Raw genomic sequence first — 13467 nt, forward strand, 5'->3', positions numbered from 1 at the left:
AATGGGCAGCGAATGATCGATAACAAGGAAAGGGCGCGGGGATGAGTTCTCAGGACCAACTGGTGTATGTGGTAGACGACGATCAGGGCATGCTCGACTCCACCGTCTGGCTGCTGGAATCGGTGGGCCTCAAGGCGTTGCCGTTCACCAACGGCCAGGATTTCCTGGCGGCCTGTGAGCCGGTTCGTGCGGCATGCGTGCTGCTGGATGTGCGTATGCCAGGCATGGGCGGCTTGAATATCCAGGAAGCCATGCGACAGCGCGGCCTCACGCTGCCGGTGATCTTTGTCAGCGGTCATGCCGATGTGCCCATCGTGGTGCGCGCGTTTCGGGCCGGTGCGGTGGACTTCATCGAAAAACCCTACAACGAGCAACTGCTGCTGGACAGTGTGCAGCAGGCGCTCAACCGCCTGAGCAGCGCGGCGCCGCCTGTTGCCTATCCGGGCCTGGACGAGGTGCAGACGCGTCTGGACAGCCTTACCCCTCGCGAGCGCGACGTGCTGTTGCCGCTGGTGCGCGGCTATACCAATCGCGAAGTCGCCGAACAACTGGACATCAGCGTGAAGACAGTCGACCTGTACCGCTCACGGGTGATGAAGCGCATGCAGGCCGAGACCCTGCCGGCGCTGGTGGGCATGGCCATCGCGGCCGGATTGGTGGACCCGTTGAACCTGCGCGAAGCGTAATCCGCTCGGTAGGATGGCGTTGAGCGCAGCGATACCCATCGCGCTGACCCGGATGGGTACCTGCGATTAATCCGCCCAGCCGCAGTACACGTAGGTCATGGGGCGCGGGCCTTTCAGGTAGCTGCTCTGCAGGTCGCGGACGGTGAAACCACCGGCGCCGATCAGCCGGACAATGTTCCGATTCAGATGGCAGCCGCCGGCCAGCGGTTTCCAGGCCGGCGTCAGACGATGCTGCCAGCGTGCCACGCCGGCATCGGGCGCCAAGCCGTGCTCAGCGAACAGCAGGCGGCCGCCGGGCTTGAGCACACGGCGCATCTCCTGCAGCGCAGCGGCCGCGTCGGGGATGCTGCACAGGGTGAATGTGCAGACGATGCTGTCGAAATGCGCCGTGGGTGCCTGGATCTCTCCGAGCTCCAAGGCCACGGTTTCCACGGGAATGGCAATCTTCTCGGCCCGTTGCTGGGCCAGCACTTGCATCTGCGCTGCCGGATCGACGCCGACAATGCGGCTGACCCGCGCCGGGTTGTAAAACTCCAGGTTGAGTCCGGTGCCGATGCCGATTTCCAGCACCTCACCGCTGGCCTGGGGCACCACCTGGGCGCGAATCTTCATCACTTCGCCCAGGCCACAGGCGAAATCGATCAGGCGTGGCAGGAGGTAGCGCTCGTACAGGTTCATGGCGGCCTCGGTGATGAGCGGGTTACCACGAGCATGGCCTTTGGCGCGGGTCGCCGCAATGCTGCCCAGGTCACATCCCGCGCTGCCCTGCTGGTTTCGGCCTGGTCATGGATTGAGGTGATGGCCATCAGCCGTTATAAGACTGTGCGGTACTGGCGGAGGGACGTGCATCGGGCGCGGGTTGGCCGTCAGGATCTGTCAGCACTCAAGGAATGATGATGAAAAAAGCAGCAGCTCTCGGTCTGGTGGGCGCGTTGGCCCTGATGGCCAGCGTGGCGCAGGCCGCAGAGGAAAAGAATTTCTCGGTGGGTGGATCGTTCTACTGGATCGATGTGGACGCCACCAACGTGGCGACCCTGGATTTCACCGGCGGCTCGATCTTCGCCACCGCAGCCTTCAACGAGCACGTGGCGATACGCGGCAGTATTTATGGCGCGAGCTGGGATGTGGATGACGATCTGGAAGTGACGGGGTATGACGTTCAGTTGCTGCTGGGCGGCAACCTGAATCGAGAAGGCTTCAAGTATTACGTTGCCCTGGGCGGGTTCAGCGAAACCCTGGAATATGATGGCGGTGGCGATTCGCTGGATTTCAGCGGGGCACAAGTGGGGCTGGGCTTTGGCTACAACTGGCCGCAGGTGTCGCTGGATTACACCATCAACCTGCGCAGCGCCGATGACTACGCTGATGCCATCGAGGACAGTGGCCTGATGTGGGCGGCGGGCGCTCGCCGTTCCGAGGTCACCGCCACTTCGTCGACCTTGGCGCTTTCGTTGCGCTTCTGACTTTCGGGGCTTATGTGCGGCGCACCGTTGCCGCTGCGGCGCTTCGTAACGAGCGCCGAATCGGTAAATCAAATATCGTCTTCGCCGACAAAAGCTTCCAGACAGCGCAGGCGAATCTCTTCGCCCTGGCTGTGTAGCACCCAGAGATCGGCTTCAGCATCAAAGCGCGCGGCCAGGAGTTCTTCGTGGCTGAATTCCCAGACATGCCGCTGCGAGCCTTCCAGGCAGGTCATCTCCACCTCGATATCGTCATCTTCCTCGACTTCGAAAAGGTCGAAGTCAAACGCGTGCAAGCCGTTGACTTCGAGCATGTCGGCCAGTTCGAGGGCCTCGATAAGGGTGGCGTGGGGTGCGGTCATGGTGATCTCGTGTGGGGGGAGAAGGGAGCGTAGCGGGTCGCCGCAGATTGCGGGCGGCGCGGACAGGGCGGGCCGCGCCGCTCATGCTGTTACAGGCGCAGGCCGCCGTCCAGCTCCAGGATGCGGCCGGTGTAGTAGTCGTTCTCGAGGATGTAGGCCACCGAGTGGGCGATTTCCTTCGGCTGACCGAGGCGCTTGAGCGGGATGCCTGCCGTCATGCGTTCCAGGGCTTCGGGTTTCATGCTGGCGACCATTTCGGTCTCGATGAAGCCCGGCGCCACGCCGGCGACGCGGATGCCGTAGCGCGCCAGCTCTTTGGCCCACACCACGGTATCGGCGGCCACGCCGGCCTTGGCGGCAGAGTAGTTGGCCTGGCCCATGTTACCGGCGCGGGAGATCGAGGAAATGTTGACGATCGCGCCTTGATTCTTCAGCTCGATCATCTTCGCCGCGACTTCACGGGTACACAGGAACACGCCGGTCAGGTTGACGTCGATGACCGATTGCCACTGGGCCAGGCTGAGCTTGGTCAGTTCGCCATCCTTGACCTTGATGGTCAAACCGTCGCGCAGGATGCCGGCATTGTTGACCAGACCGTGGATGGCGCCGAAGTCTGCGGCCACCTGATTAACCAGGTTCACCACCTGCTCTTCGTTGGCGACGTTGCAGATATACGCACGGGCTTCGCTGCCGGCGGCCTGGCAGGCGGCGACGGCTTCGTCGAGACGTTCCTGATTGAGATCGACCAGCGCCAGTTTGGCACCCTTGGCGGCGAGGTATTCGCCCATCGCACGGCCCAAGCCCTGGCCGCCGCCGGTAATGATGATGACTTTGTCTTGTAGTTGCATCGGTGTGTTCCCTTTAGTACTGCGGAAGAACCTCGTCCAAGCCTGCTAATCTAGGCACCTGTCCGCTTCAAGCGGATCTTTGCGAGGAGTCAGAAGGTGAGCGTAAAGGCAGCCCAGCATGCCCGAGAATTGCTGCTCAAGGAATACCGTGGCGTACTCTCCACGCATTCGAAGAAAATCCCCGGGTATCCGTTCGGCTCGGTGGCGCCTTATTGCCTGGATGGCGACGGGCGGCCCTTGCTGCTGATCAGCCGCATCGCCCAACACACCCACAATCTGCAGGCCGACGGCAAATGCTCGCTGCTGGTCGGCGAGCGCGGCGCCGAGGATGTGCAGGCGGTCGGTCGCCTGACGCTGCTGGCCGACGCGCGCAAGCTGCAGGACACCGCCGAGATCGACGCCGCCGCGGCGCGCTATTACCGCTACTTTCCGCAGTCGAGCCAGTATCACCGTGTGCATGATTTCGATTTCTGGGTGCTCGAACCGGTGCGCTGGCGCTTTATCGGCGGCTTTGGCGCCATTCACTGGCTGGAGGACGCCAGCCTGGCCAATCCCTTCGCCGGCGCGGCGGAAGCCGGCATGCTCGAACACATGAATGCCGACCACGGCGAAGCGATAGCCCATTACGTTGCCTTGGCCGGTTTGCCGGCGTCCGAGCCCGCACAGATGGTGGGCATCGACAGCGAGGGATTTCACCTGCGCATCGCTGGCGGACTGTACTGGTTGCCCTTGCCAACATCCTGTAACACTGCCGGGCAGGTGCGCCAGGCCTTGGTACAGCTGGCGCGCGCCGAAAGTTGGCCGACCGGTGGGGAACGCCAGCGTTGAATTCACCCCGTGGCGTCGCCATCTAATCTGCTGTCTGACACGACATTTTTCCCGTCAAGAGACTTACTTTGATGCGTGCTTTTTTCTTTCTGTTTCTGCTTTTTCCGTTGATCGAGTTGGCCGTGATCATCAAGGTCGGCAGCGCGATCGGTGTGCTGCCGGTACTGCTGTTGATCATTGCCACCGGCGTGCTCGGCGTGGTGCTGCTGCGCGTGGCTGGGGTCGCCACCGCCTGGCGTGCCCGCGAACGACTGGCCCGTGGCGAGTTGCCCGAGCAAGAAATGTTGGAAGGCTTGCTGATCGCCGTCGGCGGTGGCCTGCTGTTGTTGCCGGGCTTTATCAGTGACGTATTCGGGCTGCTGTGCCTGCTGCCGTTCACACGCCGCCTGCTGGTGCGCAAACTGCGGCGTAAAGCCGAAGAGCAGGCCCTGCGCCAGCGCGCCTTCGCCGAGGATCTGGCCGCGCGCAATAACCCGCAGCGCCCCAGCGTTATCGAGGGCGAATACAAGCGTCACGATAAGTGACCTGTTTGCAGACTCGGCAAAAAATCTTCACGACCTGCCCTTGAAATGCCCTGGGTCGCCCCTATCTAGCTGTCACCGCAAGGTTTCTGCCGGCTTGGCAGAGCAGTTTTCTGCGGCGCGCATCGCACGCCGCAACCGGCACCGCCGGAATCACTAGTGGCCGATGACGTCATCGGCTGTAAGCAACTACTTGGGAGAGATCGACAATGGCACTTCGTCCCCTGCATGACCGCGTCGTCATCCGTCGCAGCGAAGAAGAAAGCAAAACCGCTGGTGGCATCGTGCTGCCGGGCTCGGCCGCTGAGAAGCCGAACCAAGGTGAAATCGTTGCAGTCGGCGCTGGTCGCGTTCTGGACAATGGTGAAGTCCGCCCGCTGGCCGTCAAGGTCGGCGACAAAGTGGTGTTCGGCCCGTACTCCGGCAGCAATGCCATCAAGGTTGATGGCGAAGAACTGCTGGTAATGAGCGAGAACGAAATCCTCGCCGTTATCGAAGGCTGATATTCCCTTACGAATTCTCGTTCCACTTAAGTGTTTGAGGAAAAATCATGGCTGCTAAAGACGTACAATTTGGCGATTCCGCCCGCAAGAAACTGCTCGTCGGCGTAAACATCCTGGCTGACGCCGTCAAAGCCACCCTCGGCCCGAAGGGTCGCAACGTGGTGCTGGAGCGCAGCTTCGGCGCGCCGCTGATCACCAAGGACGGCGTTTCCGTCGCCAAAGAGATCGAGCTGAAGGACAAGATCGAAAACATCGGCGCCCAGCTGGTGAAAGACGTCGCTTCCCGCGCCAATGATCAAGCCGGTGACGGCACCACCACCGCCACCGTTCTGGCTCAGTCCATCGTTACCGAAGGTCTGAAGTCGGTCGCTGCCGGTCTGAACCCGATGGACCTCAAGCGCGGCATCGACAAGGCCACCATCGCCATCGTCGCCGAGCTGAAGAACCTGGCCAAGCCGTGCACCGACACCAAGGCAATCGCCCAGGTCGGCACCATCTCCGCCAACTCTGACGAATCCATCGGCAACATCATTGCCGAAGCCATGGAAAAAGTCGGTAAAGAAGGCGTGATCACCGTTGAAGAAGGCTCGGGCCTGGACAACGAACTGTCCGTCGTCGAAGGCATGCAGTTCGACCGTGGCTACCTGTCCCCTTACTTCATCAACAAGCCAGACACCATGGTGGCCGAGCTGGAAGGCCCGCTGCTGCTGCTGGTCGACAAGAAGATCTCCAACATTCGCGAACTGCTGCCGGTACTGGAAGCAGTGGCCAAGTCCGGCCGTCCGCTGCTGATCGTGGCTGAAGACGTCGAAGGCGAAGCTCTGGCGACCCTGGTGGTCAACAACATGCGCGGTATCGTCAAGGTCGCTGCCGTCAAGGCGCCGGGCTTCGGTGATCGTCGCAAGGCCATGCTGCAGGACATCGCCATCCTCACCGGCGGTACCGTGATTTCCGAGGAAGTCGGCCTGAGCCTGGAAAGCGCCACCCTGGAGCACCTGGGTAACGCCAAGCGTGTGGTTCTGTCCAAGGACAACACCACCATCATCGACGGTGCCGGCGCTCAAGCCGACATCGAAGCGCGCGTGGCTCAGATCCGCAAGCAAGTCGAAGACACCTCCTCCGACTACGACAAGGAAAAACTGCAAGAGCGTCTGGCCAAGCTGGCCGGCGGTGTTGCCGTGATCAAGGTCGGTGCGGCCACCGAAGTCGAAATGAAAGAGAAGAAGGCGCGCGTTGAAGACGCCCTGCACGCAACTCGTGCAGCCGTTGAAGAAGGCGTGGTGCCTGGCGGTGGTGTGGCCCTGGTTCGCGCCCTGGCTGCTATTACCGATCTGAAGGGGATCAACGAAGAGCAAAACGCCGGTATCAACATCCTGCGTCGCGCCATCGAAGCTCCGCTGCGCCAGATTGTCACCAACGCCGGCGACGAAGCCTCCGTGGTGCTGGACAAGGTCAAGCAGGGTTCCGGTAACTACGGCTACAACGCTGCGACCGGCGAATACGGCGACATGATCGAGATGGGTATCCTCGACCCGGCCAAGGTGACCCGTACTGCACTGCAGGCGGCGTCCTCCATTGCCGGTCTGATGATCACCACCGAGGCGATCGTTGCCGACCTGCCGGAAGACAAGGCCGCTCCGGCCATGCCGGACATGGGCGGCATGGGTGGCATGGGCGGCATGATGTAAGCCGACCCGGCTCCCTGAGCTGTACCAGAAGCCCCGCCTCGTGCGGGGCTTCTGCGTTTTTCATGTGCATGAATCATGCGTTTCGGCTGATCAAAGTCGTACATAAGGCGGCTTACAAAGACGTGCTAAGGTCAAAAGCAGGGTCTCGGTCGTAGCCTGTCTTGCAGGGAATGCCTTATGAACAATCCAAATGTGTTGATCCTTGGCGCCGATGCGTCGGGCCAACCGATCAGCCAGCTCCTGCGGCTGGCTAACCGCCATGGTCTTATCGCTGGCGCCACCGGCACCGGCAAGACGGTGACCTTGCAGCGGCTGGTGGAAAATTTCAGCGATGCCGGCGTGGCGGTGTTCGCCGCCGACATTAAGGGCGACCTGTGCGGCCTGGGCGCGGCCGGCCAGCCCAGCGGCAAGGTGGCCGAGCGCATCGAATCCATGCCCTGGTTGAACCATCAGCCGCAGAGTTATCCGGTCGTGCTCTGGGACATCGACGGCAAAAAAGGCCATCCGCTGCGCACCACTCTGAGCGAAATGGGCCCGCTGTTGCTCGGTAACTTGCTGGAACTGACCGACAGCCAGCAATCGGCGCTATATGCGGCCTTCAAGGTGGCGGATCGCGAGGGTTTGCTGCTGCTCGACCTCAAGGATCTCAAGGCGCTGCTCAACCACCTGAGAAGTACCCCGGCTCTCTTGGGTGAAGACGCCGCGCTGTTCAACTCGGCTTCAGCCCAGGCGCTGCTGCGCCGGATGGCGACATTGGAACAGCAGGGCGCCGAAGCGCTATTCGGCGAACCGACCTTGCAATTGAATGATCTCCTGCGCCCCACGACGCAGGGCAAGGGCATCATCCACTTGCTTGAGGCCAGTCGCCTGATACACGAAGCACCCAAGGTCTATGCGACCTTCCTGCTCTGGCTGCTCGCCGAACTGTTTGAGCAACTGCCCGAGCGCGGCGATGCGGATCGCCCCGTGCTGGCACTGTTTTTCGATGAGGCGCACGTGCTGTTCAGCGGCACGCCAAAGGCGTTACAGGAGCGCTTGGAGCAAGTGGTTCGGCTGATTCGCTCCAAAGGCGTAGGGGTGTATTTCGTCACGCAGTCGCCGGGCGATTTACCCGATGACATCCTCGCCCAGTTGGGTTTGCGCATTCAGCACGGCCTGCGAGCTTTCACCGCCAGGGAGCAAAAAAGCTTGCGTGCGGTGGCTGACGGCTTTCGCCCCAACCCGCAAATCGACACCCTGGCAACGCTGACCCAATTGGGAATTGGTGAGGCGCTGGTCGGCACGCTGGAAGAGAAAGGTACCCCGGCCATGGTGCGGCGCGTGGCGATTGCCCCACCACAGTCACGCATCGGCCCGCTGACCGACGGCGAGCGGGCGGCGTTGATGCGTACGTCGCCATTGGCCGGGCATTATGACCAGACTGTTGACCGTGAGTCAGCTTACGAGATGCTCAATGCCCGAGCAACATCTAGTGCGGTCCCCAAGACCGACGAGAAAGACGCCGGCGCGGGTATAGGTGACAAGGCGGCTGAAGTGCTCGGCGATCTGGTCGGCAAGACCATGAAAAGTGCGATGCGCCAGGCGGCCAATCAGTTGGGTCGACACATTGTGCGCGGATTGATGGGCTCGTTGCTGGGAGGCAAGAAGCGTTAGCGGGCTATGCAAAAGGCCGTCTAGCGGCATGTTTATGACCCACAATGAACCGTGCAATCTAGCGGTAGCTGAGAGTGCAGATTGCCGCTGCAGTTGCCAATAAACGCCAAAGGTTCGCAACCCTGCGATCACGTAACGAGTGCCTGGATTGGTGGCTTAGAGCCCTTTTTCTTCAGCCGCTTTCGTCAGATCTTTTTCGATTTTTTCAAGTTCTTGCTGGAAAGCTTGATCCAGCAGGCTGGCTTTTTTTCGCCATGGCTTGCGCTCCGGCTCTGGTTGCGCAGCATAAGTAATGATTTCACCGCCGTTTTCGTCTTTGTAGCGCTTGGCTTGGCGCTCGAGTTCTGCCCGTAGTTCGTCTTTTGTCACTGTTGATCCAATTTTCTCAGAAGGAGGTGATGAGTCGGCAAAAAGTGCACAAGGACTCGTTGTTTATAAAAGCAGGGTTTACACAAAGAACCATGGTTATGGGCGTAAATTATATACCCGTAGTGGGGGTCGTCCATGTAACGGCGCCCCGGGAGTTATATGTCAGGGACATGTGTCCGGGCTGAAACAGTACTGCCGGTTTACCCGAGCAACCCCACGCTTGAATGGCAGACAGGGGTTTTTGTTGGAGCCCCTAGCGGCCGGCGAGCGCGCCGGCGTGGCCTGGGGATCGGGCTGTGCCGAAAACACAACCGATACGTCTCAGACGTCTATACGGCCGCCATGGATGTTGCCAGGCACAATGCCGAGGGCTGTTTATCAGGCGGGCACCAAGGCCGGTAACAGTGTGCGGGAAATAGCCTTGCGTACGGCCGGATGTACGGTGGCACTGCTGGCGAGCAAGTCCTCCACCAATCGGCGCAACGCCTGGGCGCGTTGATCGTCGAAGCCACGTACCGCCAGTGTACAGGCTTCTTCGGCGTCGGCGCCGGGTGGAATGTCGATACCCAGTGCAATTAGTCGTTCACGAAACTCGGCCTCGCCTACCTGTTCATCACGGAACATGGTCCTTCTCCTTTGCAGGGTTTGATGCAGCCTGAATGGGTTATCCATACCAGAAGATAGTTCTGCTAAGTGAGACTGGCTTGCGGCGCGGCAATGACCGAGACCGAAGGTCGCGCAGTCTGGGATTATCGCTGTTGTTGCGTGCGCTGCAGCAACATACGATCCAGGCGTATGGCCGCCATGCTTTGTCGCTGGTAAGCGTGCACGCATTTCATTATCGTAGAGGTCTTTTGAAATGCCCTGTGGATGTCATGATGTTGGAAGAAACTCTTGTTCAAATGGAGCAGCTCGTCGGTAACCTGTTGCAGCGTAATCAGGAGCTGCAAGCCAATCAGGCCGAATTGAGCGCAGCCCTGGCGCAGATCAAGGATGAAAACGAAATGCTGCAACTGCAAATGCTGGAAATGGAGGAACGGCAGGGTGCCGTCGCTTCGCGCCTGCAAGCCCTGGTACAACGTGCCGCCGGCGATCAGGTCAGCACTCATTCCACCAACAGCGGTTCGATTATCGCCAGCGCATGAAAACACCCGATAACGCAGTTTCGGTCCTGTCTATCTTCGGCCGCGACTACACCGTGAAAGCCCCGGAAGGGAAGCAGCAGCTTCTCGAGGACTCGGCTGCGTTATTGCGTACACATATCAAGGATATTCAACGCCAGCGTCCGGGACTGCGCCCCGACGAGCTATTCCTGCTGGCGGCTCTGAGCGTCTGCTCCAGGCACCTGGAGCAGCAGGCTGAATATCACCGCGAGCTGATCGCCTTGCAGCAGCGGTTGAACTCCACCAAGGAACGTATCCAGGGTCAGATCGAAACGGTTCAAGTGGGGTGAAACGGCCCGTTTTGCCTGCGAGCAAAACGTTTGCATGGCTTGCGCGCTGTCGGAAGACCTATTTATCTCTCTTCGCAGCGGAACTTATTCGCTCTCGCCCCAATCAATCTGCGCTTGCCGGTACACCCCCTGTACTGTGATTCCCGTCTCCAGAGGTTTTCATGAAAACAGTGTCTTCCCTGACCCTCACTGCGATGCTCGCCATGACTGGTTGTGCATCGTCGGGCCTGAACATGAACGATGCCGTGCAAATCGCCTCGGCGGTTGACGCATCCATGCCGGCCGCTACTCCGGGCACTACCCGTGCGACCATCAGCGGTCTGCTGTCCATGCTGGGCTCGACCAATACTTCCTCCACCCAGGCGCTGGGTGGCACCGCCGCCCTGTTGGGGCTGGCGCAATCGAAGCTGAGCACCAACGAATACGCCCAATTGGCCACGGCGGTTCCGGGCTTGCAGCAGCTCACCGGCAGCAACGCGGTGACACAACTGTCTGCTCTGGGTCTGCTGAATGGCCAATCGGCCAGCCCAACGGTGCTGAGCAAGGCGCTGAGCAATACCCGCACCGAGGCGGGTGTTGACCAGGCGTTCTCAACTCTGGGCATGGACACCGGCATGGTCGAGGTGTTCTCGCCATTGCTGCTGCAATATTTTGGCAACCAGGGCGTATCGGGCGGCGTGCTGCAGAGCCTGTCCAGCGCCTGGGGCACCGAAGGCTGATTGACGGGCTGCAGGTACAAGCCTGAGTCCATGTGAGGATTGCAATGACGGTTGATTTCCAGCTCAAGCTTTCCTCCCGCCGGCCCCATGGCAAGGCGGGAGCGGGCGCACCCGGCGACGAGCTGGCGGCCCTGATCGACCAGCTGGAAAGCGACCGTGGGCGGATCATCAACAGCGCCGCCGTACGTCGCCTGCAGCAGAAGACCCAGGTGTTTCCACTGGAGCGCAATGCGGCGGTGCGTAGTCGGCTGACGCATTCGCTGGAAGTGCAGCAGACCGGCCGTTTCATTGTGCGCACGCTGTACAAGCAGTTGGGGGCGAAGGCGGCCGACTACGGTCTGCAAGACTTGCAAGGCCCCTTGGAAACACTGGTGGAAATGGCCTGCCTGAGCCATGACATCGGCAACCCGCCGTTCGGTCATTTCGGCGAATTCGCCATCGGCGAATGGTGCGAACGAAACCTCGATGCGCTGTTCGATGCGGCAGTCCCGGCGGGTCGGGGCGATGCCCTGTTGCGCGAGCGCATGTGCCGCGACCTCAAAGAGTTTGAAGGTAATGCCCAGGCCATCCGCCTGCTGGTACGCCTGCAGCGCTTGAATCTCACCTATGCGCAGATTGCGGCGATGCTCAAGTATGTACGCCCCGCCTATGAAGCCAGGCCGACCGCTGATAGCCCAGGTGCCTACCTGCGCAAGAAGCCGGGTTTCTACCTGTCCGAAGAGAACTTCCTGCTCGAGCTGTACGAGGCCCTGGGCATGGCGCCCGGTACCCGCCATCCGGCCGTCTACATCATGGAGGCGGCCGACGATATCGCCTATTGCCTGGCGGATATCGAGGACTCGGTAGAGAAGGGCATCCTCAGTGTCGAGCAGCTGGCCCAGTTGCTGGTCGACAAATTCGCCGAGTATGGCGATGTGGACGGCCCCATGCTCGGGCAGCGCTCCTTTCGCCAGCGCGTGGGCTACGCCCTGGATCGGGCGCTGAAAGAGCCGATCAACAAGGCCGGCGAATTCTTCATCTGGCTGCGGGTAAACATGGTCCACCCGCTGGTGCAGCATGCGGCCACGCAGTTCATCACGCATATCGAGCCGGTGTTTCACGGCACCCTCGACCGCGCGCTGCTGGAAGATGCCAGCCCAGCCAATGCCATTGTGCAAACGTTCAAGGACGTGGCCAGGGAGCAGGTTTTCTGCCATCGCGAGGTGGAAACCCTGCATTTGCAGGGGTATCGCATCCTGCAGGGCCTGCTGGAGTTCTATGCGCCGCTGCTGCGCGTGGCGCCGCAGGATTTCATCGCTCTGACGGAAGGACGCTACCGGCGTTCACCGCAGCTGCAGATGCTGGCCAGGCGCCTGCCGAGCCAGTTGCTCAAGGCCTACAGCGAAGCCCTCAAGAATCTTCCGGAGCCGGCGCAGGATCGGCCGCTCTGGGAGTTCTATCATCGCTGCCGGATGCTGCTGGACTTTGTCAGCGGCATGACCGACCAGCACGCCCAGGACGAGTACCACACCTTGGCGGCGCTGTAAGCCGCGCAAGCCGCCCCCCATTGCACGGCATCCAGAACTCGATACCGTGCCACGGGGCAGGCCATCCAATTACGCCCTGTGTGCCGTCACACCTTGAACTGATCCATCAGTCCCTGCTGGTGATTGGCCAGCGTGTCCAATGTCTGGCTGATGCGTGCCGACTCGCGGGATTGGCCGGCCAGGGATTCGGTGACATCGCGAATACCGGCGACGTTGCGGTTGATCTCCTCGGCGACCGCGCTTTGTTGCTCGGCGGCGCTGGCGATCTGCAGGTTCATGTCATTGATCACGCTCACCGCCTCGCCAATGCGCTGCAGGGCGGCGACCGCCTGCTCGACCTGTTCCACGCTGCCCTGGGCGTGCAGATGGCTGGAGTGCATGGTGCCCACGACTTCCTGGGTGTCGCCTTGCAGACTTTCGATCACTTCGCGAATTTCTCCCACCGAGTCCTGGGTGCGTTTGGCCAAGCCGCGCACTTCATCGGCGACGACGGCGAAGCCGCGTCCGGCATCACCGGCGCGGGCGGCCTCGATGGCGGCGTTGAGGGCCAACAGGTTGGTTTGCTCGGCGATGCCACGAATCACTTCCAAGACTGAGCCGATCTGCTCGCTGCTCTCGGCCAGGCCTTCGACTCGCGCCATGGCGCTGCTCATCTCCTGGGTCAGCGTCTGCATGCTGTGCGTGGTGCGGGCAATGATCTCGAGGCCTTGTTGAGTAGCCTGGTCGGCGTTGCGCGCGGCTGCTGAGGCTTGTTCGGCGTTTTGTGCCACATCCAGTGCGGTGGCGCTCATTTCCTGCGCGGCCGTGGCCACCAGGTTGACCTCGCGATACTGCTGCTGCATGCCGTCATT

Annotated in this window: 17 protein-coding genes; 11 read left to right on the forward strand and 6 right to left on the reverse strand. The window is 61.1% G+C overall.

What is annotated here, in order from left to right; translation table 11 throughout:
* Positions 1 to 41 precede the first annotated feature (41 nt).
* Positions 42 to 686 carry a response regulator transcription factor gene (locus H9642_RS11135; protein ID WP_251836521.1) on the forward strand — a complete coding sequence of 215 codons (645 nt, stop codon included), beginning with the start codon at positions 42 to 44 and terminating at the stop codon, positions 684 to 686.
* A 66-nt stretch (positions 687 to 752) separates the two neighbouring features.
* On the opposite strand, the gene H9642_RS11140 is transcribed toward H9642_RS11135, so the two are convergent.
* Positions 753 to 1364 (reverse strand): class I SAM-dependent methyltransferase, encoded by a 612-nt coding sequence (locus H9642_RS11140; protein ID WP_251836522.1) that lies wholly within the window; start codon positions 1362 to 1364, stop codon positions 753 to 755.
* A 218-nt stretch (positions 1365 to 1582) separates the two neighbouring features.
* Between H9642_RS11140 and H9642_RS11145 the strand changes: the two genes are divergently transcribed.
* Positions 1583 to 2149 (forward strand): outer membrane beta-barrel protein, encoded by a 567-nt coding sequence (locus H9642_RS11145; protein WP_251836523.1) that lies wholly within the window; start codon positions 1583 to 1585, stop codon positions 2147 to 2149.
* A gap of 68 nt (positions 2150 to 2217) precedes the next feature.
* Here the strand turns inward: H9642_RS11145 and H9642_RS11150 are convergent, their stop codons facing one another.
* Positions 2218 to 2508: a DUF5629 family protein gene (locus tag H9642_RS11150; protein ID WP_251836524.1), complete on the reverse strand. Its 291-nt coding sequence runs from the start codon at positions 2506 to 2508 to the stop codon at positions 2218 to 2220.
* Positions 2509 to 2597: 89 nt separating this feature from the next.
* The gene (locus tag H9642_RS11155; RefSeq protein ID WP_251836525.1) at positions 2598 to 3356 is read right to left on the reverse strand and encodes an SDR family oxidoreductase; all 759 of its coding nucleotides are present in this window, start codon (positions 3354 to 3356) and stop codon (positions 2598 to 2600) included.
* Positions 3357 to 3452: 96 nt separating this feature from the next.
* Between H9642_RS11155 and H9642_RS11160 the strand changes: the two genes are divergently transcribed.
* From H9642_RS11160 to H9642_RS11180, 5 genes are all read left to right on the forward strand, one after another.
* Positions 3453 to 4184: a HugZ family pyridoxamine 5'-phosphate oxidase gene (locus tag H9642_RS11160; RefSeq protein WP_251836526.1), complete on the forward strand. Its 732-nt coding sequence runs from the start codon at positions 3453 to 3455 to the stop codon at positions 4182 to 4184.
* 71 nt (positions 4185 to 4255) lie between these two features.
* Complete coding sequence (locus tag H9642_RS11165; protein WP_251836527.1) at positions 4256 to 4708, forward strand: FxsA family protein; 453 nt, start codon at positions 4256 to 4258, stop codon at positions 4706 to 4708.
* A gap of 206 nt (positions 4709 to 4914) precedes the next feature.
* Positions 4915 to 5208: a co-chaperone GroES gene (locus tag H9642_RS11170; protein ID WP_251836528.1), complete on the forward strand. Its 294-nt coding sequence runs from the start codon at positions 4915 to 4917 to the stop codon at positions 5206 to 5208.
* 47 nt (positions 5209 to 5255) lie between these two features.
* On the forward strand, positions 5256 to 6896 hold the full coding sequence (groL, locus tag H9642_RS11175; protein ID WP_251836529.1) for a chaperonin GroEL: 1641 nt from the start codon (positions 5256 to 5258) through the stop codon (positions 6894 to 6896).
* Between the two features lie 177 nt (positions 6897 to 7073).
* Positions 7074 to 8549, forward strand: a complete 1476-nt coding sequence (locus H9642_RS11180; protein WP_251836530.1) for a helicase HerA-like domain-containing protein — start codon at positions 7074 to 7076, stop codon at positions 8547 to 8549.
* Between the two features lie 156 nt (positions 8550 to 8705).
* Here the strand turns inward: H9642_RS11180 and H9642_RS11185 are convergent, their stop codons facing one another.
* Both H9642_RS11185 and H9642_RS11190 read right to left on the reverse strand, forming a co-directional pair.
* Positions 8706 to 8918 (reverse strand): hypothetical protein, encoded by a 213-nt coding sequence (locus tag H9642_RS11185; protein WP_251836531.1) that lies wholly within the window; start codon positions 8916 to 8918, stop codon positions 8706 to 8708.
* Positions 8919 to 9296: 378 nt separating this feature from the next.
* Positions 9297 to 9542: a hypothetical protein gene (locus H9642_RS11190; protein WP_251836532.1), complete on the reverse strand. Its 246-nt coding sequence runs from the start codon at positions 9540 to 9542 to the stop codon at positions 9297 to 9299.
* A gap of 134 nt (positions 9543 to 9676) precedes the next feature.
* Here H9642_RS11190 and H9642_RS11195 point away from each other — a divergent pair, with 134 nt between their 5' ends.
* From H9642_RS11195 to dgt, 4 genes are all read left to right on the forward strand, one after another.
* Positions 9677 to 10063: a hypothetical protein gene (locus tag H9642_RS11195; protein WP_433962697.1), complete on the forward strand. Its 387-nt coding sequence runs from the start codon at positions 9677 to 9679 to the stop codon at positions 10061 to 10063.
* Positions 10060 to 10371 (forward strand): cell division protein ZapA, encoded by a 312-nt coding sequence (locus H9642_RS11200; RefSeq protein WP_251836533.1) that lies wholly within the window; start codon positions 10060 to 10062, stop codon positions 10369 to 10371. Before H9642_RS11195 ends, H9642_RS11200 begins: the two co-directional genes overlap by 4 nt.
* A gap of 161 nt (positions 10372 to 10532) precedes the next feature.
* Positions 10533 to 11090 carry a DUF2780 domain-containing protein gene (locus tag H9642_RS11205; RefSeq protein ID WP_251836534.1) on the forward strand — a complete coding sequence of 186 codons (558 nt, stop codon included), beginning with the start codon at positions 10533 to 10535 and terminating at the stop codon, positions 11088 to 11090.
* Between the two features lie 44 nt (positions 11091 to 11134).
* A complete protein-coding gene (gene dgt / locus H9642_RS11210) occupies positions 11135 to 12616 on the forward strand; it encodes a dGTPase (protein WP_286010300.1) in 1482 nt (493 codons plus the stop codon).
* 86 nt (positions 12617 to 12702) lie between these two features.
* Here the strand turns inward: dgt and H9642_RS18475 are convergent, their stop codons facing one another.
* Positions 12703 to 13458 carry a methyl-accepting chemotaxis protein gene (locus tag H9642_RS18475; protein WP_433962698.1) on the reverse strand — a complete coding sequence of 252 codons (756 nt, stop codon included), beginning with the start codon at positions 13456 to 13458 and terminating at the stop codon, positions 12703 to 12705.
* Positions 13459 to 13467: the final 9 nt, after the last annotated feature.

It is taken from the genome of Serpens gallinarum, from assembly GCF_014836765.1.
GTDB lineage: Bacteria > Pseudomonadota > Gammaproteobacteria > Pseudomonadales > Pseudomonadaceae > Serpens > Serpens gallinarum.